This window comes from Devosia limi DSM 17137 (genome assembly GCF_900128975.1).
Taxonomy (GTDB): domain Bacteria; phylum Pseudomonadota; class Alphaproteobacteria; order Rhizobiales; family Devosiaceae; genus Devosia; species Devosia limi.
This window is the reverse complement of the sequence record NZ_FQVC01000012.1, coordinates 75,112-100,623: the sequence shown is the minus strand read 5'-3', so window position 1 is coordinate 100,623 and position 25,512 is coordinate 75,112. Positions and strand designations below refer to the sequence as shown.

General features: G+C 63.7%; 31 protein-coding genes. 9 read left to right on the top strand and 22 right to left on the bottom strand.

The annotated features are described in order from the left end of the window. Positions 1–337: 337 nt before the first annotated feature. From BUA69_RS16955 to BUA69_RS16915, 9 genes are all read right to left on the bottom strand, one after another. Positions 338–1,180 (bottom strand): metal ABC transporter permease, encoded by an 843-nt coding sequence (locus BUA69_RS16955; protein WP_072866605.1) that lies wholly within the window; start codon positions 1,178–1,180, stop codon positions 338–340. Further along, complete coding sequence (locus tag BUA69_RS16950; RefSeq protein ID WP_046137015.1) at positions 1,177–2,043, bottom strand: metal ABC transporter permease; 867 nt, start codon at positions 2,041–2,043, stop codon at positions 1,177–1,179. The genes BUA69_RS16955 and BUA69_RS16950 overlap by 4 nt, the downstream gene beginning before the upstream one ends. Continuing rightward, on the bottom strand, positions 2,040–2,909 hold the full coding sequence (locus BUA69_RS16945; protein ID WP_046137016.1) for a manganese/iron ABC transporter ATP-binding protein: 870 nt from the start codon (positions 2,907–2,909) through the stop codon (positions 2,040–2,042). The genes BUA69_RS16950 and BUA69_RS16945 overlap by 4 nt, the downstream gene beginning before the upstream one ends. An 8-nt stretch (positions 2,910–2,917) precedes the next feature. Further along, on the bottom strand, positions 2,918–3,820 hold the full coding sequence (locus BUA69_RS16940; RefSeq protein WP_046137017.1) for a metal ABC transporter substrate-binding protein: 903 nt from the start codon (positions 3,818–3,820) through the stop codon (positions 2,918–2,920). Positions 3,821–4,185: 365 nt separating this feature from the next. Further along, positions 4,186–4,524 carry a hypothetical protein gene (locus tag BUA69_RS16935; protein ID WP_143154562.1) on the bottom strand — a complete coding sequence of 113 codons (339 nt, stop codon included), beginning with the start codon at positions 4,522–4,524 and terminating at the stop codon, positions 4,186–4,188. A gap of 81 nt (positions 4,525–4,605) precedes the next feature. Further along, positions 4,606–4,953, bottom strand: a complete 348-nt coding sequence (locus tag BUA69_RS16930) for a hypothetical protein (RefSeq protein WP_046137019.1) — start codon at positions 4,951–4,953, stop codon at positions 4,606–4,608. Between the two features lie 117 nt (positions 4,954–5,070). Then, complete coding sequence (locus BUA69_RS16925; RefSeq protein WP_046137020.1) at positions 5,071–5,751, bottom strand: ABC transporter ATP-binding protein; 681 nt, start codon at positions 5,749–5,751, stop codon at positions 5,071–5,073. Next, on the bottom strand, positions 5,748–6,953 hold the full coding sequence (locus BUA69_RS16920; protein ID WP_046137021.1) for an ABC transporter permease: 1,206 nt from the start codon (positions 6,951–6,953) through the stop codon (positions 5,748–5,750). Before BUA69_RS16920 ends, BUA69_RS16925 begins: the two co-directional genes overlap by 4 nt. Positions 6,954–6,957: 4 nt before the next feature. Next, positions 6,958–8,049 (bottom strand): efflux RND transporter periplasmic adaptor subunit, encoded by a 1,092-nt coding sequence (locus BUA69_RS16915; protein WP_082093990.1) that lies wholly within the window; start codon positions 8,047–8,049, stop codon positions 6,958–6,960. A gap of 143 nt (positions 8,050–8,192) precedes the next feature. Here BUA69_RS16915 and BUA69_RS16910 point away from each other — a divergent pair, with 143 nt between their 5' ends. Genes BUA69_RS16910 through BUA69_RS16890 form a run of 5 tightly spaced genes read left to right on the top strand, consistent with a single transcriptional unit; the run spans position 8,193 to position 11,544 of the window. Continuing rightward, positions 8,193–8,789, top strand: a complete 597-nt coding sequence (locus tag BUA69_RS16910) for a TetR/AcrR family transcriptional regulator (RefSeq protein ID WP_046137022.1) — start codon at positions 8,193–8,195, stop codon at positions 8,787–8,789. 48 nt (positions 8,790–8,837) lie between these two features. Beyond that, a complete protein-coding gene (locus tag BUA69_RS16905) occupies positions 8,838–9,332 on the top strand; it encodes a MarR family winged helix-turn-helix transcriptional regulator (protein ID WP_046137023.1) in 495 nt (164 codons plus the stop codon). 8 nt (positions 9,333–9,340) lie between these two features. Continuing rightward, positions 9,341–10,081: a DNA alkylation repair protein gene (locus tag BUA69_RS16900; protein ID WP_244468824.1), complete on the top strand. Its 741-nt coding sequence runs from the start codon at positions 9,341–9,343 to the stop codon at positions 10,079–10,081. Positions 10,082–10,141: 60 nt separating this feature from the next. Further along, positions 10,142–10,957, top strand: coding sequence for a metalloregulator ArsR/SmtB family transcription factor (locus BUA69_RS16895; RefSeq protein ID WP_046137025.1), 816 nt, complete (start codon positions 10,142–10,144; stop codon positions 10,955–10,957). Next, complete coding sequence (locus BUA69_RS16890) at positions 10,954–11,544, top strand: dihydrofolate reductase family protein (RefSeq protein ID WP_046137026.1); 591 nt, start codon at positions 10,954–10,956, stop codon at positions 11,542–11,544. Before BUA69_RS16895 ends, BUA69_RS16890 begins: the two co-directional genes overlap by 4 nt. A 76-nt stretch (positions 11,545–11,620) precedes the next feature. Here the strand turns inward: BUA69_RS16890 and BUA69_RS16885 are convergent, their stop codons facing one another. Together BUA69_RS16885 and BUA69_RS16880 are read right to left on the bottom strand one after the other, a co-directional pair. Further along, entirely contained in the window at positions 11,621–13,666 is a 2,046-nt protein-coding gene (locus BUA69_RS16885) for a methyl-accepting chemotaxis protein (RefSeq protein WP_052950778.1), read from the bottom strand. A 295-nt stretch (positions 13,667–13,961) separates the two neighbouring features. Then, complete coding sequence (locus BUA69_RS16880; RefSeq protein ID WP_046137027.1) at positions 13,962–14,414, bottom strand: PTS sugar transporter subunit IIA; 453 nt, start codon at positions 14,412–14,414, stop codon at positions 13,962–13,964. A gap of 277 nt (positions 14,415–14,691) precedes the next feature. Between BUA69_RS16880 and BUA69_RS21080 the strand changes: the two genes are divergently transcribed. From BUA69_RS21080 to BUA69_RS16865, 3 genes are all read left to right on the top strand, one after another. Next, positions 14,692–14,895 carry a hypothetical protein gene (locus tag BUA69_RS21080; protein ID WP_046137028.1) on the top strand — a complete coding sequence of 68 codons (204 nt, stop codon included), beginning with the start codon at positions 14,692–14,694 and terminating at the stop codon, positions 14,893–14,895. 123 nt (positions 14,896–15,018) lie between these two features. Continuing rightward, on the top strand, positions 15,019–15,276 hold the full coding sequence (locus BUA69_RS16870) for a hypothetical protein (RefSeq protein ID WP_046137029.1): 258 nt from the start codon (positions 15,019–15,021) through the stop codon (positions 15,274–15,276). A gap of 140 nt (positions 15,277–15,416) precedes the next feature. After that, positions 15,417–16,055, top strand: a complete 639-nt coding sequence (locus tag BUA69_RS16865) for a CatB-related O-acetyltransferase (protein WP_046137030.1) — start codon at positions 15,417–15,419, stop codon at positions 16,053–16,055. Positions 16,056–16,075: 20 nt separating this feature from the next. Here BUA69_RS16865 and BUA69_RS16860 read toward each other — a convergent pair whose 3' ends face one another. From BUA69_RS16860 to BUA69_RS16840, 5 genes are read right to left on the bottom strand one after another with little or no spacing between them, the layout of a single operon-like run. After that, entirely contained in the window at positions 16,076–17,815 is a 1,740-nt protein-coding gene (locus BUA69_RS16860) for a SulP family inorganic anion transporter (protein WP_046137031.1), read from the bottom strand. Positions 17,816–17,821: 6 nt separating this feature from the next. Then, entirely contained in the window at positions 17,822–18,148 is a 327-nt protein-coding gene (locus BUA69_RS16855; RefSeq protein WP_046137032.1) for a protein tyrosine phosphatase family protein, read from the bottom strand. 26 nt (positions 18,149–18,174) lie between these two features. After that, complete coding sequence (locus BUA69_RS16850) at positions 18,175–19,068, bottom strand: MBL fold metallo-hydrolase (RefSeq protein WP_046137033.1); 894 nt, start codon at positions 19,066–19,068, stop codon at positions 18,175–18,177. 13 nt (positions 19,069–19,081) lie between these two features. Next, the gene (locus BUA69_RS16845) at positions 19,082–19,522 is read right to left on the bottom strand and encodes a DUF6691 family protein (protein ID WP_046137034.1); all 441 of its coding nucleotides are present in this window, start codon (positions 19,520–19,522) and stop codon (positions 19,082–19,084) included. Next, positions 19,519–19,944, bottom strand: coding sequence for a YeeE/YedE family protein (locus BUA69_RS16840; protein ID WP_046137035.1), 426 nt, complete (start codon positions 19,942–19,944; stop codon positions 19,519–19,521). Before BUA69_RS16840 ends, BUA69_RS16845 begins: the two co-directional genes overlap by 4 nt. A gap of 104 nt (positions 19,945–20,048) precedes the next feature. Between BUA69_RS16840 and BUA69_RS16835 the strand changes: the two genes are divergently transcribed. Continuing rightward, entirely contained in the window at positions 20,049–20,417 is a 369-nt protein-coding gene (locus BUA69_RS16835) for an ArsR/SmtB family transcription factor (protein ID WP_046137036.1), read from the top strand. Here the strand turns inward: BUA69_RS16835 and BUA69_RS16830 are convergent. The 6 genes from BUA69_RS16830 to BUA69_RS16805 all read right to left on the bottom strand — a co-directional run bounded on the left by BUA69_RS16830 (position 20,370) and on the right by BUA69_RS16805 (position 25,444). Beyond that, a complete protein-coding gene (locus tag BUA69_RS16830; RefSeq protein ID WP_046137037.1) occupies positions 20,370–20,951 on the bottom strand; it encodes an NAD(P)H-dependent oxidoreductase in 582 nt (193 codons plus the stop codon). The two genes, BUA69_RS16835 and BUA69_RS16830, sit on opposite strands and share 48 nt — an antisense overlap. A gap of 70 nt (positions 20,952–21,021) precedes the next feature. Beyond that, positions 21,022–21,936, bottom strand: a complete 915-nt coding sequence (locus BUA69_RS16825; protein WP_046137038.1) for a hypothetical protein — start codon at positions 21,934–21,936, stop codon at positions 21,022–21,024. Further along, on the bottom strand, positions 21,933–22,832 hold the full coding sequence (locus tag BUA69_RS16820; RefSeq protein ID WP_046137039.1) for an ABC transporter ATP-binding protein: 900 nt from the start codon (positions 22,830–22,832) through the stop codon (positions 21,933–21,935). The genes BUA69_RS16825 and BUA69_RS16820 overlap by 4 nt, the downstream gene beginning before the upstream one ends. Then, the gene (locus BUA69_RS16815; protein ID WP_046137040.1) at positions 22,825–23,205 is read right to left on the bottom strand and encodes a GntR family transcriptional regulator; all 381 of its coding nucleotides are present in this window, start codon (positions 23,203–23,205) and stop codon (positions 22,825–22,827) included. Before BUA69_RS16815 ends, BUA69_RS16820 begins: the two co-directional genes overlap by 8 nt. Before the next feature lie 122 nt (positions 23,206–23,327). Further along, positions 23,328–25,019, bottom strand: coding sequence for a pilus assembly protein TadG-related protein (locus BUA69_RS16810; protein ID WP_046137041.1), 1,692 nt, complete (start codon positions 25,017–25,019; stop codon positions 23,328–23,330). After that, a complete protein-coding gene (locus BUA69_RS16805; protein ID WP_046137042.1) occupies positions 25,016–25,444 on the bottom strand; it encodes a TadE/TadG family type IV pilus assembly protein in 429 nt (142 codons plus the stop codon). Before BUA69_RS16805 ends, BUA69_RS16810 begins: the two co-directional genes overlap by 4 nt. Positions 25,445–25,512 lie beyond the last annotated feature (68 nt).

Sequence of the window (25,512 nt, the reverse complement as noted above, 5' to 3'; positions counted from 1 at the left end):
GGAATGGAGTGCTTGCGGGGAGTGGCCCACGGGTCACGTGCGTGGGCAGCGCGGTGGGTGTGGGGAATTGGGAGCCGCAACGTGCATCATCACACCGGGTCATTCCCGCGCAGGCGGGAATCTATTCTTCCTCCCGGCGCCCATTCAAGAATGGATTCCCGCCTGCGCGGGAATGACTCCGGGGAGGTAGAGAGAGGAAAGATCACTGAGTGGCCCACGGGTCAGGCCCGAGGGCAGCGCGGTGATGGGGGTAGCATGGAGTTTCCGCCACCGAAGTCGGGCCAGCCGCACCCCACCCTTGATCCCTCCCCGCAAGGGGGAGGGATCAAGGGTGGGGTCAGGCGGGCGAGAGTGCGGCGGCGGGGCGGCGGGTGGTGATGATGAAGGTCACGATGAAGGTGGCGCTCATCAGCAGGACGATGGTGGGCGCGGGGGCGGAGTCGATGAAGAAGCTGGCATAGATGCCGACCAGCGAGCAGATCACCGAAATAGCGGTGGCGATCAGCATCATCGGGGCGAAGCGCTTGGAGATGAGGAAGGCGATGGCGCCGGGGGCGACCAGCAGGGCGATGACCAGCACGATGCCGACGGCAGTCAGCGCGGCGACGATGGTCAGCGAGAGCAGCGCCAGAAGGCCGTAATGCAGCAGGCGCACCGGCAGGCCGATGGCGCCGGCCTGTTGCGGATCAAAGGTGAACAGCAAGAGATCGCGCCATTTGGCGAGGACGATGACGGTGACGACGATGGCAATAGTGCCGGTCTGGATGATATCGCCGGTGCTGACGCCCAGGATATCGCCGAACAGGATGTGATCGAGATGCACATCGGTCTGGATCGAGGTGTAGAGCACGATGCCCAGACCGAACAGGCCCGAGAACACCACGCCCATCACCGTATCTTCCTTGATGCGGCTGTTTTCCTTGAGGAAGCCGGTGAGCAGCGCGCAGCCCATGCCGGCGGCGAAGGCGCCGACACCGAGCGGCAGGCCAACGATATAGGCCAGCACCACGCCGGGCAGCACCGCATGGGAGATGGCGTCACCCATCAGCGACCAGCCCTTGAGCACCAGAAAGCAGCTGAGTAGCGCCGTTGGCACCGCCACCAGCACGGCGATCAGCATGGCCTGGGTCATGAAGGGGAACTGGAACGGCCAGAGCGCGTAGGTGAGCAAATCGTTCATCGCTTGGTCTCCCCGCTGGTTTGCGCCGCGACGCGGCGGCGGGCGGCAAGCATGCCGTGCTTGGGGGCGAAGAAGAAGGCGAGGAGGAAGACGCTGGTTTGCAGCACGACGATGACGCCGCCGGTAGCACCATCAAGGAAGAAGCTGAGATAGGCGCCGAACAGGCTTGAAAGCGCGCCGACCAGGATGGCGATAAGCAGCAGGCGCGGAAACCGGTCGGTCAACAGGTAGGCGGTGGCGCCGGGGGTGACGACCATGGCAATGACGAGGAAGGCGCCGACGGTCTGCATGGCGGCGACAGTGCAGGCGCTGAGCAGGGTAAAGAAGATCACCTTGAGCACCGGCGGGTTGAGGCCGATGGAGCGGGCATGGCTTTCATCGAAGAAGGTGACCATCAGATCCTTCCACAGCACCAGCATGACGGCGAGCGACACCACCGCGATGATGACCAGTTGCAGCGTATCTTCGGGCGTGACCGCCAGGATATTGCCGAGCACGATGGTCTGGATGTTGACCGAGGTGGGCGAGATCGAGACCATGAACAGGCCGAGCCCGAAAAAGGCGGTGAAGATCAGCCCGATAATGGCATCTTCCTTGAGCTTGGTGCGCTGGGTGAGGAAGAGCATGGCGGCAGCGGCAAGGCCCCCGGAAAAGAAGGCGCCGAGCGAAAAGGGCAGGCCCAGCATATAGGCGCCGGCGACGCCGGGGACGATGGAATGGGAGAGCGCGTCGCCGATCAGCGACCAGCCCTTGAGCATCAGATAGGCGCTGAGAAAAGCGCAGACGCCGCCGACCAGGGCCGAAACCCAGATGGCATTGACCATGTAGCCATAGCCGAACGGCTCGAGCAGGAGGTCGATCATGGCTCGGACCGGCCCGATTGCTGGGGTTCCATGTTGCCGGCCTCGCCGTAGAAGACCAGCGGCCGCTCGTCATCGGTCAGCACCGAGACCTGGCGCGGATCATTGTCGGCATGCAGGCCCGCGCCGGCGAGAACGAAGTGGCGCAGCGCACCGCCAAAGGTGTCCTCGAGGTTTTCACGGGTGAAGATTTCGGCGGTCGGGCCATGGGCGAGGACGGTGCCGGCCTTGACCAGCACGGTGCGGTCGCAGAATTCGGGGACCGAGCCCAGATTGTGGGTGGAGACCAGCATGACCTTGCCCTCGTCGCGCAGCGCGGCAAGCAGGGCGATGATGGCCTCCTCGGTGGTGACGTCGACGCCGGTAAACGGCTCGTCGAGCAGGATCACCTGCCCTTCCTGAGCCAGGGCGCGGGCGAGGAAGACGCGTTTCTTCTGGCCGCCCGAGAGTTCGCCGATCTGGCGCTTGCGGAAATCCAGCATGCTGACCCGCTGGAGGGCCGAGGTGACCATGTCATGGTCGCTCTTTTTGGGGATGCGCAACATGTTCATGTGGCCATAGCGGCCCATCATCACCACGTCCTCGACCAGCACCGGGAAGTTCCAGTCGACATCTTCCGATTGCGGCACGTAGGCGACGAGATTGCGCTTGAGCGCCGCCTTGCCGGCAAGACCGAGGATTTCCACCCCACCTGCCGCCAGCGGCACGAAGCCCATGATGGCCTTGAACAGGGTGGATTTGCCCGAGCCATTGACCCCGACCAGCGCGGTAATGGTGCCGCGCGGGATGGAGAAACTGGCATGGCGCAGCGCCGTGTGGCCATTGCGATAGGCGACGGTGATGTCGTTGACGGCAAGGCCTGCGGACATCGGCTGGTTCACGGGGTCAGTCCTTCGACAATGGTGGAGGTGGTGACAGCCAGCAGGTCGAGATAGGTCGGCACCGGGCCATCGGCCTCCGACAGCGAGTCCACATAGAGTACGCCACCATATGCCGCGCCGGTTTCGCGCGCCACCTGCTGGGCAGGCTTGGCTGAGATGGTGGATTCCGAGAAGATGGCCGGGATGGCATTTTCACGAACGGCGTCGATGAGGCGGCGCACCTGCTGGGGCGTACCCTGCTGGTCGGCATTGATCGGCCAGAGATAGAGCTCCTTGAGGCCGAAATCGCGGGCCAGGTAGGAGAATGCGCCCTCGCTCGTTACCAGCCAGCGGCGCTCGGCGGGAATAGCGTCGAGCGCGGCATGGATGGGCGCGACCGTGGCCTGGATCTCGGCGGCATAGGCTGCGGCATTGGCATTGTAGGTCGCGGCATTGGCCGGATCGAATTCGACAAAGGCCTTGCGGATATTTTCGACATAGATCAGCCCGCCGGCGGGCGACATCCAGGCATGAGGATTGGGCTTGCCTTCATAGGGCCCTTCGCCAATGCCCATCGGGTCGATGCCATCGGTCAGCACGACGCTGGGCACATCGGACAGATTGGAGAGGAACTGCTCGAACCATTGTTCGAGATTGAGGCCGTTCCACAGGATCACATCGGCATCCTGGGCGGCGATCAGATCGCCGGGGGTGGGCTGGTAATTGTGAATCTCGGCGCCGGGCTTGGTGATGGAGACGATATCGGCGGCATCGCCAGCCACATTGCGGGCCATGTCGGCCAGGATGGTGAAGGTGGTGACGGCCTTGAGGCGGTGCGGCGCAGCATCCTGAGCATGGGCGGGTGCAGCAAACAGGACGGCAGCGGCAAGCGAGAGGACGGCAAGAACACGACGATGCATTGAATACTCCAGGACTGCGGCCCGACATAGATAGTGCAATTGCAAATCATTCGCAAGAAGACATTTGCAATTGCATTCCGTTTGCAGAAACGGCGTGGCGCGTGGTCGGGGATCACCACGCCCGCAGTCGAATGCCGGCTGCGCATGCCGCACGCCCATTGCTCCGCGCGAGCGGCCCAAGCGCGGGACGGCACATGAAGAATAGTGCGGGTGTGGGAGGCCAGGTCCGTCCCGGCGTGAGCGGATATTGGCATGAGCCGCGGCCTATTGCCTGGGGCGCTCACAGGTGAAGGTCGTCCAGACCGCAATTGGGCATCCGCGGCGATGGTCTGGATTGGCGTTAAAGATGATAGCCGCTGCCGCGCCTATAAGATGCCAAGCCGCTTGGCCTGCTGCCGTGCTTTCCGGCAGGTGTCGCGCGTGACGTTCGGGGCAAAGCGATCTCCCCATTTTGGCGCGTCCCGCTTTACGGCCGCCACAGAGACACCCCAGAGCGCCGCGGTTTGCTGGATCAGCGCCTCCAGCGCCACCGGATCATAGGGGATCTGGCACAGTCGATCACCATTGACCCAGAAACCTACCGCCGCGGCGGCGGAATCAAGGTCTGACCAACCAGGGGGGCTCAGTGGAGAAAGCAAAGACTCGCCCACCGCCGGCGCGACCGTCAGCGGCGCCAGTACGAGCATCAGCGCAAATCGTCTCATGCATCCCCCAACCGGTTTGACGATGGACACATCGCTATGGCCGCATGGGGCCAGCCATTGCCGCACCGCCAGTGGCGCGATCTAGCGGGCAGATGGGCGCAGCGGCGTCTGGTTGGTTCGCGCGCATGCTGCGGCGACCGGCGTGCGCCCCTTGAAATCGGGGTGCGAGCGCAAAGCCGTCAGAATTCGGCTCTTCTGCGAGTCAAACGTGGCTTTGCACATCACCATCTGGGTCAGTGCGCCGTTCAACGAGAAATAGTATGGCTGCGACCGCCCATTCCCTTCCGCGAAATAGACCGCAATTGCGGTATCCACCTTGAGGTCCTGCGCCGTGTATTCGATGGTTTGCGCGGCGCTGGCCGGGCTAAGGTGCATGGCCGCAGCGGCGGCAACAAGAAATGTGGTGACCAGTCCGGTTCGCATGTTCATCGGTATTGCCCGCGTGTTGTGAGGTCACCATGTCGGCTTCTCATAGTGACGGCATGACGTGACCGGCAGCTATTGGGAATTCTGACTATAGCCGTGACGAGCCGGACCGGGCGCCCCCTACTCTGCCTTGCCGTCCGCGACGCGAATACGGCGGCGGCAGGTTTCCGCGATCTTCTCGTCATGGGTGGAAATCAGAAACGTGGTCTTTTCGTTCTGATTGATCTCGGCGATCAGCGCCATGACCTGCGTCGCGGACGCGCGATCGAGATTGCCTGTCGGCTCGTCCGCCAGAACAAGCTCTGGCTGATTCATCAGGGCCCGGGCAATGGCCACCCTCTGCTTCTGTCCGCCGGACAGCTTGGTCGCCAGAAAGTCCATCCGACTTTCGAGCCCCACCCGGACCAGCAGTTCGCGGCCGCGCGCGCGTGCCGCTGCCGTTTCGCGCCCGGCCTGCACTGCCGCCGGAAAGATGACATTTTCCAGCGCGGTGAAATCGGGCAGCAGGTGATGAAACTGGAAGACGAAGCCGATATGGCGATTGCGGAACTCCGTCAGGTCGCGGTCGCCGGCCCGCGTCAGGTCCTGGCCCAGCATGACGTGTTCGCCGGAGGTCGGCTGCATCAGGGTGCCCAGGATGCTCAGCAAGGTACTCTTGCCCGACCCGGACGGGCCAAGGAGGGCGGACAGCTCACCGGTGGCAAGCGTGAGGTTCAGCCCCTTCAGAACGCGGGTTTCGGCCTCTCCCTCGCCCTCGCCATAGGTCTTTACCAGGTTGCGAACCTCGAGAAGGGTACTCATTGGCCGATCACCGAGACCGGATCGACACGAGCGGCAGCGCGCGCCGGCAGGATCGAGGCCAGGATCGCGCCAATGGCGGTCAGGCTGATCGCCAGGCCGTAAGCACCCTGGCGCACATCGACGGGCAGCCCGCCCGGCGGCGCCAGTTCCGGCACGGGAAAGGGCGAGAGTGCAGCATAGCCAATTCCTGCCCCGATCAGTCCGCCAAGGATGCCGATCAGCGCGCCCTGGGTGACGAAGACGAAAATGACGAAACCGCGCCCGGCTCCCATGGCCCGCATGATACCGATCTCGGGGCGACGCCGGTAGGTCGACAGCAGGAGGGCGCTGGCCACGCCGATAATGATGGTGACGAGCGCGAAGGCCTTGATCAGGTTGCCCGAACTGGCCTGTGCGCGCAGGCCATCAAGCAGTTGCGCATTACCCGCCGTCCATGGCGTTGCCTCGAGCCCGGTTTCGGCTGCGATGCGGGCGGCATAGGCTTCGGCCTGGTTGAGGTCGTCGAGCTTGACCTCGATGCGCGAAATCCCCTGCGGAAGGTCGAACAGCGTGCGGGCGGAAGACAGGCTGACAAAGGCCGCGCGGGCATCCAGGGCGTCAACGCCAAGCTCAAAGATGCCACTGACCACCAGCGAGCGTTCCACGCCGCGGTCAGACTGCAGCCGCACCACCTGACCGACGCCGATGCCCAGATCGCCCGCCAGGGTGCTGCCGATGATGATGCTGGCATTGCCCAGGTCGGTGGAGCCATCGACCAATGCCTTGCCGATATCGGCGATGGCGGAGACCTTGGCCGTCTCCACGCCGGTGACCCCAACCGGCGCGGTGATCAGGCCCCGCACAAGAAAGCCGTTGCCCACGATCTGCGGCGACGTGGCCGCGACGCCGGGCATGGCATCGATCAGGGGCAGGAACGCATCGGCAGTGCGCAATTGCGTGCGCTGGCTGGTCGCCCGCTGTTCAACCACCAGGGCGCCCGCGCTTTGGGGGAGCAGCGAGATAGGATCGCGCGCCGGCTCTTCGATCGTCACATGGGCGATGTTGCCAACGGTGCGCTGCACCAGGAAGACGGCCAGACCGCCGATCAGGGCGCTCATAAAAACAAACACAAAGACGCCGACGCCAACGCCGGCGATCAACAGGCCTGTCTGGGTCTTGCTGGCGGTGAGATAGCGCAGCGCGATCTTGAAGCCATAGAGCATGGTGCTACTCCGCCTCGACGCTTTGGCCGGCCGCGATGGCGGTTGGGTCGACAATGACCACGTCCCCCGCACTGAGCCCCTGCGTCACGATAACCCGCGGGGCCGGCCAATCGGAAAACTCGATCGGCCGCACCGCCGCCCGGCCATCGTCGAGCACGAGGACGTGGCTGTCAGTGCCTTGGGTGATGATGGCGCCGCGCGGGACGGTGAGCGCGGCGTCTGTCTCGGCGATGATGATATTGGCGTTGATGGTCAGCCCCACCGGGAGATCGACGGCCTCGTCGAAGGCGATCTTGATGGCACGACCGCCGGTGGCGGGATCGATAGAGGGTGAGGCAAACACCACGCTGCCATGCTGCGGCACCGTGTCGCCGACCGGCTTCAGCAGGGCCTTGAGGCCATTGCGGATGCGCGAGGAATAGAGCTCGTCCACGTCCGTCGCGACCAGAAGGTCATCGAGATTGGCAATGGTAAGGAGCTCGGATTGCGGATCGACGAGCTGGCCCCTGTCGACCTTGCGGTCGAGCACAACCCCGCTCAATGGCGCGACGATCGTGTATTGCGCCAGCTGGTTGCGCGCCTGCTCCAGCGCCGCCTGCAACCGGGCGACCTCGTTGGCGGCCGACAGAACGGCCAGAGCGGCGTCCTCTCGTGTCGATCGGGCAGCGTTCTCGCCCAAGGCGTTGGCGCGATCTGCATTCGCCTGGGCCTGAGCCTGGCTGACAAGGCCGGCGTCGAGCGCGGCACGCGCCTGATCCACCAGGGTCCTGGGTTGGGTGGCATCGAGCTGGATCAGCGTGTCGCCCGCCGCAACGCTGTCCCCCTCGTCAACCAGAACATCGCGTGCCTGCGCGGAGACCGCAGCGCGCACCGTGACCGTGTCGCGCGCCACCACACGGCCATTGACGGCCAGCACCTGCGCAAAGGGATCGGCGGACACAATCTCGACCGCTACCCGTGTTGGTTTGGGCTCCCATGGGCGCTCAAGAGAGGCATAGGTGGCACCGGCCAGCACCGCCAGGCCAGACAGGATCAGCCACCATGACCAGCGCCGCCTGGTCCGAGGAGCCTTTTGTGGATTTGTGACGCCGGCCATTTTTCTGTCTCGATTGATATACGAAATCCAATACGGGTGTAAGAACGTTTTGGATTGGCAGAACAGTCACGGATTGCAAAATAGCCATGCCCCGCCCCAAAGGCAGCCGAGATCGGGACTATGAGGCGCGACGGCAGGCCTTGATGGCACTGGCACGCGGGCATCTGTCCGCGCCTGCGGGACGCGGTGCGAGCTGGCGCGATCTGGCAGCGGCCTGCAAGGTTTCCGTTTCAACGATGAACCACTACTTTTCGAGCCGGGGCGAATTGATTGCCGCCATCATGCGGCATGCCGAGCAGGAAGGCGCGCCCTATCTGGTGATGGCCAGTACGCCATCAGGCGAATTTCAGGCTTCCATCAGCGCGCTTGCCACCATGATATCGCGCGGCTTCGAGCATGGCGTGCTGCCGCTTCAGGTCATCGGCCTGGCCGAAGGCTTTGCCGACCGGCAAATCGGCGACGCCTATCTCGGCCACCACCTCGAACCGGTTCTGGGCGCCATAGCCTCGCGTCTCGAGGCCCATATGGATGCCGGAGCCATGCGGCGCTGCAATGCCCGCTTTGCCGCGATTGAACTGCTTTCTCCCCTCCTGGTCGTTCATCTCCATCAGCAGGCGCTGGGCGGACATCGGACCTACCCCATGGCGATCCAGGACTTCCTCGAGCAGCACACCCGCAGCTTTGTTCAAGGCCACGCCCCCCAGGCGCCTGGCAATGCCGAAGGCCGCCGAGGTCCGTGACGAAACGGGCGCTTGCATTTCATACGGCGCCATATTATTAGCCGCCTTATGATAACAATCGACCATAAGCATTCTGCCCTGATCGCGGAAGCCGAGCGGCGCGGCACCGGGCAAGCGGACAATCTGCGGGCCTGCTTTGAAGTGCTGGCCCTGGCTGCCGCCATTGACCGGGACTGCGCCGCCAGGCTGGCGCCCTACCAGCTGTCCGAGGGCAAGTTCGTGCTGCTGTTCCTGTTGCGGGAACGCCAGGACGGGCTGTCGCCGCACGAGTTGGCCGAGCGGGCCGGCGTCACCCGGGCGACGGTGACCGGGCTGCTCGATGGGCTGGAACGCGATGACTATCTGCTCCGACAGCCCCATGAGAGCGACCGGCGCAAAAGCCGTATCGTGCTGACGGCCAAGGGGGAAGCTGCGGCGGCGGCATTGTTTGACGCGCATACGCGCTGGATTGCGCATTTGTTCGAGGATTTCACCGCCGAAGAGCGGCAGGTGCTGAGCGGCTTGCTGGCACGCGTGCGGGGCAAGCTGGGCGTTTCGGCGTGAGCAAGGGCGTGGCTGATATCGATCCGGGCCAGTTGGAGCGGCTCAATGCCGGGCTGGTTGAGGCGGCGACGCTGACCGAATGCCTCGCCGTCGATTTTGCGGCACTGATGCAGCAGGCCCTGCCTGACATGGGCAGCGCAGCGGTGCACAGCATGGCGGCGGCAGCGGGGAGCGGCATTTCCAAGCGCATGGCGCTGGCGGGGCAGCTGATCCTGGAACGGGGGCCGGACATGGCAGGCGCATTGCAGGCGCATGGCTCGGACACCGTGCGCGGCTGGGCCTGCTTTGTGATCGGGGCGCGGACCGATCTGGGGCTGGAGGAGCGGCTGGACCTGATCCGACCGCTGGCCGATGACAGCCATTTCGGCGTGCGCGAATGGGCCTGGATGGCAGTGCGGCCGCATCTGGTGGCGGAGCTGGAGCCGGCAATCGCGCAACTGGCCGGCTGGACGGACGATGCATCGGAGCGGGTGCGGCGCTTTGCCAGCGAGGCCCTGCGGCCGCGCGGGGTCTGGTGCGCCCATATCGCGGCGCTGAAGCAGCAGCCGGACCTGGCACTGCCGATATTGGAGCCGCTGCGGGCCGACCCGGCAACCTATGTCCAGCTCTCCGTCGGCAATTGGCTGAACGATGCCAGCAAGGACCAGCCGGACTGGGTGCAGGCATTGTGCGCGCGATGGCTGGCACAATCGCCGGTGGATGCCACGGCGCGGATCAGCAAGCGGGCGCTGCGGTCAATAAAAAGCTGAACCCGGCGGCCATCAGAAATATTCCTTGACTAGAATATTCCTTTTTGTGAATATTTAGGCATGGACATGATTTTAGCTGCCTTGGCCGACAGCGCACGCTGGCGCATTCTGGAACTTCTGGCGGAGCGGCCGCGCTCGGTCGGGGAGCTCGCCGAGCTGACCGGCGCGCGCCAGCCGCAAACCACCAAACACCTGCAGACCCTTGGCAAGGCCGGCCTCGTCACCATGGTCCCGCTGGGACAGCGGCGGGTTTACGCGATGACCACCGGGCCGTTGCTGGCGGTACAGCAGCGCCTGGGGGAATTGGTGGCGGTGGCGGAAATCCATGGCGGCGAAATCGACGTGGTGATGCGCTACCGCGCCGCCATCGAGGCTGACCGGGCCAAGGCGGACGGCGAACGCTGGGCCGATGGCCGCAGCTTCGTGTTCGAACGCCGGCTGGACGCACCGCCTGAACTGGTCTGGCAGCATTGGGTGGATGCCGAACGGCTGGCCAGCTGGTGGGCGCCGCCCTCGATGACGGTCACCGAATGCGAGCTGGAGCCCCGGCCGGGTGGCCGGGCCGTACTCGAATATCGCGATGCCGAAGGGCGCTATCGCTCGGAAGGACGGGTCGAGGCCGCCGAAGCGCCGGACCATTTGGTCTTTGGCCTGTCGGTGCTGGACGCGGCCGGGGCGATATTTTTTACCGGTCATTATGACCTGCGCCTCGCCGCCGTCGCGGGTGGCACCACGTTGCAGCTTGGCCTGCGCATCACCGAAACCAGCGTCGCTGCCCTGCCCTATATCGCCGGCATCGAAACCGGCTGGGGCCAGGTCCTCGATCAGCTCACCGGCGCCATCGCCACCTTCCAGAACACAGGAGCATCACAGTGACCAACCGCAAGGTGACTGCCAATATCAGCCTGACGCTTGATGGGCGCTATAGCGGCCCGAAGGGGCCATTCGATATGGGGGCGATCATTCCCTATGCGATCACCGATGTGGCGCGCAATCATCTGGGGCGCATCTGGGAGACCGCGACCATGGCCGTGCTGGGGCGCGTCAATGCCGAGGGGTTCCTGGGATATTGGCCGACCGTGGCCAATGACGAGACCGCCGATCCGCGTGACCGGGCCTATGCCAAATGGCTGACCGAAACGCAGAAAGTGGTGTTCTCCTCGACGCTGACCACGCCGCCGCAGGAGCGGACGCGGCTGGTCAATGCGCCGGCGGCCGAGGTCATTGGCGCGCTCAGGGCCAGCGGCAGCGGGGACATCCTGATCAATAGCAGCGCCAGCATCATCAGACCGCTGCTGGCGGCGGACATGATCGACCGGCTCTATCTGATGATCTGCCCCGAAATTGCCGGTGGCGGACAGCGAATTTTCGAGGACGGCCTGCCAACATCGCAATGGGCATTGACGCATTTCGAGGCCGGCACGCAGGGCGAGATTGCCCTGGTCTATGACCGCAGGCGCTAAGACCTAACCCGCTCCACCTGTATCCAGAATACGAAAAGGCGCCTTTCGGCGCCTTTTTGCTTGGCTTGGTGTCGCCCTAGAATTCGGACCAGTCATCCTTTAGAGCGGTATTGCCGCGGCTGAGATAGGAGGCTGCGGCGGCCTTGACCTTTTGCAGGCCGCGCAGAGCCTCGCCCTTGACCTCGGCCCGGCTGGGTTCGGGCCGGCGTTCCTGGCGCATGCGGCGATCATCGATAGTGAAGACCTCGACCACGCGATCGAGCTCGATGGCCTGCGCTTCGGTCTGTTCGATCGAGGCATTGATTTCCTCGACCAGAGCAGCGTTGTGCTGGGTCATCTCGTCCATCTGGCGCACGGCCACATTGACCTCTTCGATGGCCGAGGCCTGGACGCGGCTGTCCCTGGCAATGCCGTCCATCAGCACGTTGGTGGCACGAACGGATTCGAGCATCACGGCCAGCTTGCCCGAGGCTTCGGCGACCAGCTTGGTGCCGGCATTGACCTCGATGGCGCTCTGCTCGATCAGCACCTTCACTTCGCTCGATGCTTCCGCCGACGACTGGGCCAGGCGGCGCACTTCGACGGCGACAACCGCAAAGCCCTTGCCGGCTTCACCGGCGCGCGCCGCTTCGACCGAGGCGTTGAGCGCCAGCAGATTGGTCTGGAAGGCGATGTCGTCGATCATGCCGATAATGTTGGAGATCTTGGACGACGAGGTGGTGATCCGCTCCATGGCATCATTGGCCTTGTGCATGACCTGGCCACCCTCTTCGGCAGACTGGGACACCGCATTGGCCTTGCGCGAGGCCTCGTCGGCCTTGGCGGCATTGTCGACCACGGTCACCGCCAGCTGCTCCATGGCGGCCGAGGTTTCCTCGATCGTTGCGGCCTGCTTGGTGGTGCGCTCGGACAGGTCATTGGCACCCGCCAGAATCTCGTTGGTGGCGGTCTTGAGCGCGCCCGAGGTCTGGCGCAGCTGGCCGACGACTTCGGTCAGCTTGTCGGCCACGGCGTTGATGTCGGACTTGAGGGTCGCGAACGCGCCCTGATACTGGCCTTCCATGCGGCGGGTCAGATCGGTATTGGCGAGCGCACCCAGCACCTGGCTGGTTTCATCCAGGCCATTGTCGACGGTCTGGACCAGATTGTTGACCGAGCCGGCCAGCGCATTGAGCTCGGGATCGGGGAATTCGGCGCTGACGCGCTTGGAGAAATCACCGGCGATGGCGGCGTCAACGACTTCGCCGAAGGCGAGCTGGAGGTCGCCCATCATCTGGCTGCGAGCATCGCGGTCGCTGATGATGCGCGCGGCGTCCGCCTCGGTCATTTCGGCGACCTTCTTGCCGTTTTCACGGAACACTTCGACGGCGCGGGCCATGGTGCCCAGTTCGTCGGCGCGGTTGGTGCCGGTGACGACAGTGTCGAGCTTGCCATCGGAAATCTTGACCATCTGGGCATTCAGCGCATTGATCGGCCTGGTCAGGCTGCGGACCAGAAGCCAGCCCATCGCCATCAGAACGGCAATGATGGCCAGCGCGATGCCGCCGCTGGTGAGGGCGTTTTCCTTGTAGATCGCGTCGATATCGGTCTTCAGCACGCCGGTGCCGATGGCCCAGGACCAGGGGGCGAAATTCTGCACATAGGTCAGCTTCTCGATTTCCTCATCGGCATTGGCGCCGCTGAACAGGAAGGTCGTGAAAATCGAGCCCATGGTGCGGGCGCCGTCGGTATATTCCTCGATGAAGCGCTTGCCGGTCGAATCGACGCGGTCGCGCATGTTGGTGTTGACCACATCGGGATTGGTGTTCACCAGCATGACGTAATCATGGGTGACGGCAAAGACGTAGTCTTCCTTGGAATAGCGCATGGCGCCGAGACCGACCTTGGCCTGCGCCTGGGCCTCGGCAAGGGTGAGCTCACCAGACTCGACGCGCGCCTGATAACTATCGAGCATGCTTACGGCAGTCTCGATGACGCTCTGGATCTCGGTTTTCTTGAGAGCGATCAGGTTGGAATGGATGTTGTTCAGTTGAAAACTGACCAGCCCGACGAAACCGACGACGAACATAACCAGCAGGAAAGACATTCGGCGCGCGATGCTGCCGGTGACGAACTTAAGCATTATAGACTCTAGTGTGGATACGGACCCGCAGGCCCTGAGCGTTGCCGAAAGACCTGGATCGGCCATCGCAGAGAACGCATATTGAGTGCATCCCCCCTGCAAGGGCAAAACGTTAGCCTTGTGATATCAATGGGTTAGGCTTGGCGCATCTTGGTTAAGAATACGACAACGGCCATGCGGATGGTGACAGAATGGACAAGAGGTCGCAGCCAGTGGGGCGGGTCATGGTTGTTTGCGCCCCCGGCCCCCGGCAAGCGCGCGCGGCGCCGATGGCGGCGGCAGAGCGAGCAGCTGACTAGGCGCTCAGCATCTGAACGGCGTTGAACAACTCTGCTTCGTCGCGGGCGGCGCGGACCTTGTGGAGGGTCTCCTCGCTGCGCAGCGAGCGGGCGGCGAAGGACAGTACCTTCAATGCCGAAGACGCATCGCCCATGGGGCTGAGGACCAGAAAGACAATATCGACCGGCTCGTCATCGATCGCGTCGTAATCAACAGGCTGATCGAGCGTGGCAAGGAAGGCGAAGGGGGCCGCAATACCCGGCACGGGCGCATGGGGGATGGCGATCCCCCGGCCGACTCCCGTGGAGCCCAATTGTTCCCGACCATTGAGGGCCGCGAGCACCAGGTTTTCATCGATCCCGGTGGCGCGGGCCGCGCGGGTCGATAGCTTCTGCAGCAATTCTTCCTTGGTGCGCGCTGAAAGCCCGACCGTCACATTGCTGGATAACAGGCAATTTGCGGCAGTCATTGTTCGATCCTGTCAGGAATTCGGCAAGAGCGGGTCAGGTCCAGGCTCCATTATTATCGCACTGCCAACCCTTATAGCAGAATGCTGGCCGGATTGGACAGGGTAGCCAGTCCGGGCGGGGCCGGCGATGGCGGCCGGTCATGAAAGGACGGGCCGGCGGCGTCAGCCGGCGGATTCCGCTTGATGCGGAGCGGGCGGGCGGGCAGCTTGATCTGGTCTCTGCGGAACGACACGTTCAGGTTCGCAAATCCATAGGGATCGGAGCGCTCAGGACGAAATGCACTTCACGGTCACACGCGCGCGATATTCACCCGCCCGGCAGCGCCTGAGTTTTTCGGCGAGCGGGGAGCGCAATGGCGTGCGCTTCACCATTGTCACCGATGTCAAATGCCGCGACCCCAGGACGGCGGAGAATACGCATCTGGTCGCCCTGCTGAAGATCCAGGAATTGTTCCAGCGCTCGGCGCCATCGGGACGGTAGCGCCCCGATGTACTTCACCGGCCAGAAGGCGCATGGTTGGCACCCAAGGAGACTTCCCATGACATCTGCAGACAACACCGCGCCCTCGCGGCGCGCGGCGCGCCTCATTGGGGAACAACCGCAATGGTAAGCGGCAAGGATGACGGCGTGCGAGAGACCCACGAGTACACGGTGGAAGTCTATGAGCGGGGCAAGCATGGCAATGCGGTGGCCCAGGACGGCGCGCATCGCATTTCCGCCAATAGCGCACTCAGCGCCGCAGCGCGCCTGCTGGCCGAAAGTCTCAGCCCGATCGGCGACGTGACGACGCTGCGTGCCAAGGTGTGGCGGGTGGAAGAGGGCGGCAATGTGCTGACGACGCTGCTCTATCGGCGCAACTGATCCTGCCAGCCTTGCCCGCTCTCTGGCGGTGCGCGCCTGCGTCGCCTTGTCCGTGCGGCTGGTCCTGGTTAGGCAGGCAGCACCCACTGGACAGCTGATACGCCCCGATGGCGAGCAGACTTCAAGAAGCGAGACGCGGCATGCAAAAACACTGGTCGCAGGTCGAGTACCTGCATCAAACGGTCACCAATCCGAATATTCACCTGCGCGGTACCCATAGCTATTACAGCCATGCCTGGACGGGCAGCTTCGAAGACAGCGTGGTGCGCTATCACTATGGCGACGAATTCAGCCGCAATGCCTGGACGCCGCAATGGCCGATCGACCAGCTGCATATCGGCGACTATGTCTGCATCGGCGCCGAAGCCATCATCCTGATGGGTGGCAACAATACCCACCGCACCGAATGGTTCAGCCTCTATCCGTTTGGCGATGTCATCGCCGAGGCCTATGAGGGCAAGGGCGATACGCGCATTGGCGATGGCGCTTGGCTGGGGATGCGCGCGGTAATCATGCCGGGGATTACCATCGGCGAAGGCGCAGTCGTCGCCTCGGGCGCAATCGTCACCAAGGATGTGGCACCATACACCATAGTCGCCGGCAATGCGGCCAAGCTGGTGCGCGCGCGTTTTGACGAGGCGACGATTGCCAAGCTGCTCGCGCTCAATATTTATGATTGGCCGGTGGAAAAGTTCGACGCACTGCGTCCGACGGTCTGCGCCAGCGATATCGACGCATTGATCGCCGCCAGCGAACGCTGGGACGCGGCAACGGCCTGAATGCGCCGAATCCCCGCGCCTTAAACGGCGCGGGGGATCGGTGCGGCCTCGGGCGCGTCGGCAATTGCCCGGATGGCCTGATGCTGGCTCAGATGCACGCCACCCGACAGATGGGCCAGAAAGTCGGTGCCGGCCAACCGATCCATGACCGGGCCCTTGACCTCCGACAAGTGCAGCCGCACGCCCTGGTCGCCCAGCTGGCGGTGGATGGTCTCAAGGCTTTCCAGCGCCGACAGGTCGATGGCGTTGACCGCCGAGCAGAGCAGCACGACATGCTTGATGCTGGGATCGGCTGCGACCTGGCTCAGCACGAAATCTTCCAGATAGCGCGCATTGGCAAAATAGAGGCTTTCATCGACGCGGATCGAGAGCGTACCGGGCTGGGTCTCGACCTTGTGGCGCTTGACGTTGCGGTAATGCTCGGTACCCGGCACCTGGCCGACAATGGCGGCATGGGGCTGCGACGAGCGATAGAGAAAGATCAGGATCGAGGCGCCCACGCCGAGCGAAATGCCAACCTCGACACCGAGCAGCAGCGTGCCGGCCAGGGTGAAGGCGACTGCGGCGAAATCGGCACGGGAATAGGCCCAGCTGCGCTTCAGGATGGAAAAGTCCACGAGTGTCAGCACGGCGATGACAATGGTGGCGGCCAGGGTTGCCTTGGGCAGCAGCGCCAGGAACGGGGTCAGGAGCAGGGTGGCGCCGGCAATGCCGATGGCGGTGAAGGCGCCGGCGGCAGGGGTGGAGGCGCCGGCATCGAAATTGACTACGGAGCGGGCAAAGCCACCGGTAACGGGATAGCCGCCACCGAGGCCGGCGGCGATATTGGCGGCGCCGAGCCCGACCAGTTCACGATTGGGATCGATGCGTTCGCGGCGTTTGGCGGCAAAGGTCTGAGCGACCGAGATCGACTCAACGAACCCAACCACCGAGATGATCAGCGCCGGCACCAGCAAGGCCTGGACCGTATCGAGATTGAAGCTGGGCAGCGAGAGAAGCGGCAGCCCCTGCGGCACCTCGCCGACCAGCGCCACGCCCTTGGAGCTAAGGTTCGCCAGTCCCGACCAGGCCATGGTCAGGAAGACCACGAAGACCGGGCCAGTGCGGACGATGATATTGGCGAGGCCTTTGGCAACGCCGAAGCGGGCCAGCCAATTGCGCAGGTCCAGCCGGATCCATAACAGCAGGGCCAGCGCGACGACGCTGACAGCGACGGTGTCCATGTTGATGGCGCCGATATTGGCGACGATGGACATGATCAGCTCGGGCATGGCGTGGCCCTCGGTGCGGATGCCGAGCAGCCCCCCGACCTGGCTGGTGGCAATGATCAGGCCCGAGGCGGTGATGAAGCCGGAAATGACCGGATGGGACAGGAAGTTGGCGATGAAGCCAAGCCGCAACAGGCCCATGAGGGTGAGCATGACGCCCGATAGCAGTGCCAGCACGATGGCGGCGCTGGCATAGTCGGCCGATCCCTCGACGGCGACGCGACCGATGGCGGCCGCGGTCATCAGCGAAATGACCGCGACCGGGCCAACGGCCAGGGCCGTCGATGTGCCAAAGATGGCATAGGCGACCAAGGGCAGGACCGAGGCATAAAGACCAACTTCGGGCGGCAGCCCCGCCAGCAGCGCATAAGCGAGCGACTGCGGGATCAGCATGATGGTGACGATAACAGCAGCGATGAGATCGCTGGTCAGCGTGCGGCGATTATAGCGCGCGCCCCATTCCAGGATCGGGAAGAAGGTCTTGAGGTGCATCGGTTCTTACTTGGCCAGGGTCGCGTAAAGGTTGGCGGCACGGCCGCCGGAGCGGCAATAGCCCAGCACCGGGCCGGGCAAATCTGCCATTGCCGCCTGGAACCGAGCGATCTGCTCGGGCGTGGCGGGGCCTGAGATCGGGATATGGACGACGGAAAGGCCAGCCTGTTCGGCGGCAAGTGCGATCTCGGCGAAGCTCGGCTGGCCCGGATCCTCATTGTCGGGGCGAGCGCATAGAATGGCTGCATAGCCGGCGGCGGCGAGTTCGGGGACTTGGTCGGCCCGGATCTGGCCGGTTACGGCAAAATTGTTATCAATCTGGCGAATGGTCATTTTGGTGCTTTCTTTGCAATGGGGGATCAGAGGCCGTTGATCGGCACTTTGAGGAAGACCTTGCCGTCATCATCCTTGGGCGGAAGTTTGCCGGCGCGCATATTGACCTGCAGCGAGGGAATAATCAGCCGGGGCATGGCGAGCGTGGCGTCGCGGGCTTCGCGCATGGCAACGAAACTGTCCTCATCGGCGCCACGGCCGACATGAATATTGTGTTCGATTTCATCGGCCACCGTGGTTTGCCACTGAATGTCACGGCCATTGGGACCGTAATCGTGGCACATGAACAGGCGCATCTCGCCCGGCAGCGAAAGAACCCGCTGGATCGAGCGATAGAGGGTGCGCGCATCGCCGCCGGGGAAATCGGCGCGGGCCGAGCCACCATCGGGCATGAACAGAGTATCGCCGACGAAGGCGGCATCGCCAATCACATGGGTCATGCAGGCCGGGGTATGGCCGGGCGTGTGCATGACATGGGCGACAAGCCCGCCGATCTCGTAACTGTCGCCATCGGTGAACAGACGATCGAACTGGCTGCCATCGCGCTGGAACTCGGTGCCCTCATTGAAGATCTTGCCGAATGTTTCCTGCACCAGCTTGATGTTTTCACCAATGCCGAGCTTGCCGCCCAGCTTGCTCTGGATATAGGGCGCGGCGGACAGGTGATCGGCATGGACATGGGTTTCGATCAGCCATTCGAGCTTGAGCTGATGCTCCTCGATATAGGCGATGATGCGGTCGGCACCCTCATAGGCAATGCGGCCGGCGGCATAGTCGATGTCCATTACTGAATCGATTACCGCGCATGCGTTGGATTGGGGATCCTTGACCACATAGGAAATGGTGTTGGTCGGTTCGTCGAAAAATGCCGTGACCTCAGGTTTGATCGACAGATCCGGGGTGAAGGGAAGTGTAACCATGGTGTGTTTCCTTTCAGGCAGTTTGCGGCCGGGCGGCGGCGAGTGACCGCCGAGCCATCCGAGCGATGGCAATGCCAGCCAGCATCGAAGCAACGAAGATCCAGGCAGAGCTTTCGCCAAGCCCGAGCGCCGGAATGGCGCCGCCAGGGCAGAAGCCTGCAATGCCCCAGCCTACGCCAAAAATGGCCGCCCCGGCGAATAGCGAGCGATCGACCTTGCGTTTGGCAGGCAGGTGGAAGCGCGTATCCAGCACCGGCGCGGGGCGGCGCAGCACAACGCGGTAGCCGATGGCGGTTACCAGCAAGGCACTGGCCATGACAAAGGCCAGCGACGGGTCCCAGGCGCCGGCGACGTCGAAGAAACCGAGCACGACAGCTGGGTTGGCCATGCCGGACAGCACAATGCCGGTGCCGAAAACCAGTCCGGTCAGGCCGGCAAGCAGAATGGACTTCATGATGGGAATACCAGGTGGCGAATGACATAAACGGTGAGCACGGCAGCCGCCATGAAGGTGGCGGTGGCGAGGAGCGAGCGGGGCGACAGGCGGGCAATGCCGCAGACACCATGCCCTGACGTGCAGCCCGACCCCAGATAGGTGCCGATGCCGACGAGCAGGCCGCCGATAACAATCCAGGAGGTTGGCACGGGACTCTCAAAGCCGACAGCCGGACCGCCCAGCATCAGCAGCAGGGCCGGGGCGGCAATGGCCCCGACGAGAAAGGCGGCGCGCCAGCCCCAATCGGCAGAGACGGGCGGCAGCACGCCGGCCAGAATGCCGGAAATGCCGACAATGCGACCGTGAAATGCCATCAACAACACGGCCGAGAGCCCGATAAGGGCACCGCCAAGAACAGAAAGCAAGAGAATGGCCGTCATAGCAGACCGCTGGCGGCAGGGAGGGACATCAGAAATTCCTTGAATTTGGGCACAGGCCGGTGGTAATTGGATCAACGCTCATTCTAATATTAGAAATTTCTAATATGGTCAACATGAAAATCGAACGGCTCGAAGCCAATGCGGAAGAGGCCTCGCGCCTACTCACGGCCATGGCCAATCCGAAGCGCCTGCTGATCCTGTGCAACCTGCTCGATGGCGAGATGAATGTCGGCGAGCTGGAAGAGCGGATCGGCCTCGGCCAGTCGCCGCTATCCCAGCACCTGTCCAAGCTGCGGGCGTGGAATTTCGTCAAGACGCGGCGCGAGGGCCAGCAGGTCTATTACGCGCTGGCCTCGGACGCTGTGCAGCAGGTGCTGACAACGCTTTATGGCATCTACTGCGCTGATGACGTGGCGACGCAGAGATCAGAGCCGGGCAATGGCATTGGCCAACCGGGTCTCAAAGCGGGCTAGTTGATCGGCATCGACCGCCTCGGCGCCATGCAGCGATAGCATCTGAAAACGCGCCTGCGGGGCGCAGGCACCAAGCAATGCCGATTTGAGCATGGTGCGGACCGGGCGGCGCATGACCAGACGGTCGATCCACCAGGGCGAGCCGAGCGTCGTTACCACGAGGCAGGATTTGAGCCGGGTCAGGCGCGGGGTAATCGGCGTGCCGTGGTCATAGGCAAAGCCGGGTGCCCAGACGCGATCGAACCAGCCCTTGAGAATGGCCGGCACCGCAAACCACCAGGTGGGAAACACCAGCACCAGAACATCGGCGGCGGCGAGGCGCGCCTGTTGCGCGATGATATCGGGCGTCGGCGCCGGCGTGCCGTAATGATTGGTGCGCTCGCTGGCACTGAGGAGCGGATCGAAACCTTCGGCGTAGAGATCCAGCACATCAACGCTGGCGCCGCGTTGCTGCAGCGCCGTGGCGGTGACCCCGGCCAGATGGGCGCAGAGGCTGTCGCGCAGCGGATGGGCGAGAACGAGAAGGGCCTGCATACCAGCTCCAAAACCAAACCGCCGCGCTGGGGGCGCGGCGGCTGGAGCATTGATCAGGCCGGCAGCGGGGTCAATTGTCGTTGCTGCGGCGGCGATACTCGCTGGCGAGATAAATCACGCCGATGGAGAAGACGATGCCGATACCCATCTGCATCCAATCCACCCGGGCCAGCAGATCGGTAGCGAAGGCGGTGAAGTCGAACGGCAGGCCGCTGCCGAACCAATTGCTGATGTAGCCATCGACCAGTGGGAAAGCGGTGCGGTATTCGAAGAACTGCCAGCTCGACGAAATGAAGGGATGCAGGCTTCCCCCGAAAATCGCCCATTGCAGCACCGAGATCAAAGTCGGCAGCAAGAGGGTCAGCGGAATGGCCCAGCGGCCGACCACCGCGCCGAACGCCCCGACCAGAGCCATGAACGGCATATACCAGAGCAGGCCCAGCGCAAACGCCAGCAAGGTAGCGCCGGCGACATTGACGTAACTGAGCAGCACGCGCGCCGGCATGCCGGCATCGAAGGCAACGCTGGCCCAGCCCTGCCCGCCACCCAGCAAGGCGGCAGCCAGCACCACGGCGCTGAGCAGGCCACCGCTGATCAGAGCAGCAAGAAAGATGCTGGCCGGGAATATGGTCAGCGCCGCGACCAGCTTGGACAGCAGCACCTTGAAATCGCTGACCGGCATCGACTTCCAGAACAGCATGGCATTGTTGCGCTTGTCGGCGGCAAAGCCATCGGCGCAGTAGAAGAACAGGGCGGCGATCAGGTAGAGCGCCCAACCGAAGGAAAAGCCGAGAAAGCCGACCTCAAAGACAATGCTGGGGGTGAAGGTGGCCAATTGCCCCGAGGCGCGGAAATCGGCCTTGCCGACGGTGAAGGCCAGGATAGCCACACCCAGCCCCAGCGCCACCAGCACGGCAGGCGCGATCAGAAAAGCGCCGCGATGTTCGATGAACTCGCGACGGATCAAAGCAAGAAAGGCTTTCATCGAGCCGGCTCCGGATTGGCAGTTGGACGCTGCATCAGCGCGACGAAGAGATCGGACAGGGTAGGCGTGGAGAGCCGACCGAACGGCTCGAGCTGGGCGCGGTCAACGCCCTCAAAGATCATCACCGTCTGGCCGAAGCGGGTTTCCTCGAACACCGGGTGCAGCGCGCGGGCGGCCTCCATATGGGCGGGATCATTGACCACCAGCTGGGTGAACTTGTCGTTCACCGTCTCCATCTGCATGTGCAGGATCAGATCACCATCGCGGATGAACATGATGTCGGAGAGCATGAACTCGATCTCATCCACCTGATGGGTGGTGATGATCAGGGTGCGCTCCTCGGTCATGTAATCTTCGAGCAGGCGCCGGTAGAAGCGCTTGCGATAGGTGATGTCGAGCCCGAGCGTCGGCTCGTCAAGCACCAGCAGCTTGGCATCGATGGCCATGACCACGGCCAGATGCAGCTGGGCGATCATGCCCTTGGAAAGCTGCTTGATCTTGGCATCGGGGCGGATATCGGTGCCCTCGAGAAAGCTCTGGGCCTTCTGCTGCGAGAAATTGGGGTGGATATTTGCGAGCAGCGCGAACAGCTCGCGGACCCGCAGGAACCGCGGCAGGCTGGCAACGTCGGAAATGAAGGCGACGTTTTCCATCAGATGAGCGCGGCGGGCAAAAGGGTCTTCGCCGAGCACGCGGATGGTGCCCTGGCAGCTGGTGAGGCCCAGCATGGCATTGAGCGTGGTGGTCTTGCCGGCGCCATTGTGGCCGATCATGCCGTAGATGCGGCCGGGCGGAATGTCGAAATCCAGTCCGTGCAGGATCTCCTTCTTGCCGAAGCTCTTGCGCAGGCCACGGGCCGAGACGATGGGTTCCACGGCGGAGGTCAGGTCAGTCATTTTGGGTTTGCCCCTGAGACGGTGTTGCCGGTTTTTGCAGAAGTGTCGTCAGATCCAGCTGCAGCGCAGCGATCTGGGCCCGGATGCGGGGCCATTCCTCAGTCAGAAATTTATCGCGTTCATGGGCGAGCAGTTCGGCTCGCGCTCCAGCCTTGACGAACATGCCCAAACCCCTTCGTTTTTCCACGACCCCGATATCGACCAGAGCTTCAAACGCCTTGGTCACCGTCAGCGGATTGACCGAGAGGTCTGCCGCAATCTGGCGCACCGAAGGCAGGGCATCGCCCTCCCCGACCGACCCGCGCAGGATCATTTCGATAAGCCGCTGCCGGATCTGCACGAAGATCGGCTGGCTGGTGTGAAAGTCATCCATGTGTGGCGCCTATGTAGTGTGCTGGTTTTGTAGCACACTACGCATTCGAGTCAAGTGGGATGTTTGAGCAAGGAGATTTCTGCGCGGGAATGACTCCGGGGCGAATGCCGCTGGGGATATATCTAGCCGACGAGGACGGGCTGGGTGCAGCGAACGCCATAGACCCTAACGTCGGCCTCGCCGATCTTGAGACCAAGGGTTTGCAGCAGCTGGGCGACGACACCATCGAGGGCCGGGGTAATCGGCATCAGCAAGCCCTTGAGCAGGATGCCGACACCATCGAGCGACAGGCCAAGCCCCAGCACCGGCACCTGCAGCTTGAGATTACCGAGCAGGGACCCGCTGAGCGAACTGACAACGGTCGAGGTGTGCGCCGTCTTGACGGTGCCCGCGGCAATCTCGGCGGAGGAGAAGGTCAGCGGCACCGGAGTGATCTGGGCGATCTCAACGAGTGAGGAGGCCAGCACCTTGAGCACGGTCAGGCCGAGCAGCTTGACCTCGACCAGGGTGGCGAGGCCGACATGGGGCGGGGTGTTGAAATCGCCAAAGCTGGCGGCATTGACCACGCCGACCATGACCCGTGCCGCGCCGGGGCGAGTGAGAATGGTGGCGGCGCCGGCCGGATGGCCGGGTGACGGACAGGTCGCGCTGCCGACAATGCCTTCGGCATGGGCGAGCTCGATATACAGCGGCAGGTGCACCAGATTGCCGAGCAGGGCCGCCCCGCCGAGGACACTGGCATTGAGGCGCAGCCGCAACTGGGCAGTGCGCACTACGGTGCCGGTGGGACCGATAGCATACCAGCTGCCGCCCTGTGGCGGCTCACCGACCGCCAGCTCGGCCGTCAGCCCGAGCACGCCGGGCAGGCTGGCGCCGAGATCGAGCGCCACCTGACGATTGCCATCGCTGAGCCCGGCGCTGGCCGAGAGCAGTTCCAGCGCCGATATGCGTGTGAAGAGCCCCTGGCCCTGGCCGCTGCCGATGCGCAGCTGGGCGAGATCGCCCAGATTGAACAGTTTTGACAGCGGCACGCCGCCATTGTTGCCGGCAGCATTGGCGATGACCTGGGCGGCGGTGCGATCGGCGCCGGTCAGCACGGCTGCGAGGGCGGCGGCGATCTCGCCGTGATCGGCCCTGGCCTGCAGCAGATCGGCATAGGTGCCGGCGGTGATCCCCATCCTGAGCGCCAGCGCATCGAGAAAGGCGAAGGCATCGACCTTGGCATCGAGCAGATTGCGGTAATCGAGCGCGGTCAGCGCGATATTGGTGCCGAGCAGACTGTTGAGCACTCGATTGGCGATGCCGTCGGTGAGGCTGGCGAGGCGCGAGCCAATGGAAAACGATACCTGCGGCGTGACGGTGGCAGTGCCGATGGCGCCGATCATCGGCGCTTCGCTCCAGCCGCGCGCGAAGTGGAGAATGCCGCGGCGCTGGAAATGCACCCGCACCGCATTGACCGGGGTGGCGCCGGCGACAAAGCGGGCACTGGGCGCCAGCGCCGGATCGGGCCGATAGGTGCCGGTCTGCACCTGCAGGTCACCACTGGCAGCAGTGAGTGCCGCCAGGGTCACGGTCGGATCAATCAGCTGGTTTTCGACCAGCACCGCGCGGGCGACGGTGGCAGCATTGGTGGGATCGCGGGCGGCGGCCAGTACCGCCAGATCAACGCCATTCTGCAGGCTGCGCCGTTCGCGATAGAGCGACGCCGCATCCACCGCAAAGGCCGAGACGATGACCGACACCGAAAACCCGGCCGCGAACAGGATGGCCATATTGCCATTGCGATCGGCCAGAAAGCGCCGCCAGAGGTTCATAGGCCGCCCCGGCGAATGGTGGAGGTGAAGGTAATGGTGGTGCTGGGCAGCGGCAGCGGCGGATAAAGGTCCCAGATCGGCAGCCGGCTGGCATTGTAGCGCAGCGTCACCAGATATTGGCTGGGATCGCCAGGCTTATCGCCGATGCTGTAGGTGAGCTGGGCGGGGACGATCAGCAGGTAATCGCCGGCACTGGCCTTGAGATAGGCATCGACAAGGAGATTGCGCTCACTGGCATCGAGCCCGGCCACGGAGACGCGCGCCGCATCGGCGGCCAATTGCTGGATGGAATGGGCGGCACCGAAATAGACGCCATAGGCCAGCATGCCGGTCAGCATGAGGATGAAGACAGGAGTGAGGATGGCGAATTCGACCGCAGCGGTACCGCTGACATCGCGCCACCCTTCGCGCGCTTCCGAGGCCATGACCACGTCCCTAACCAGGCTATGAACGGGGCAGTCTGCCCGATCAGGGTTAGAACGGCTTCAACAAC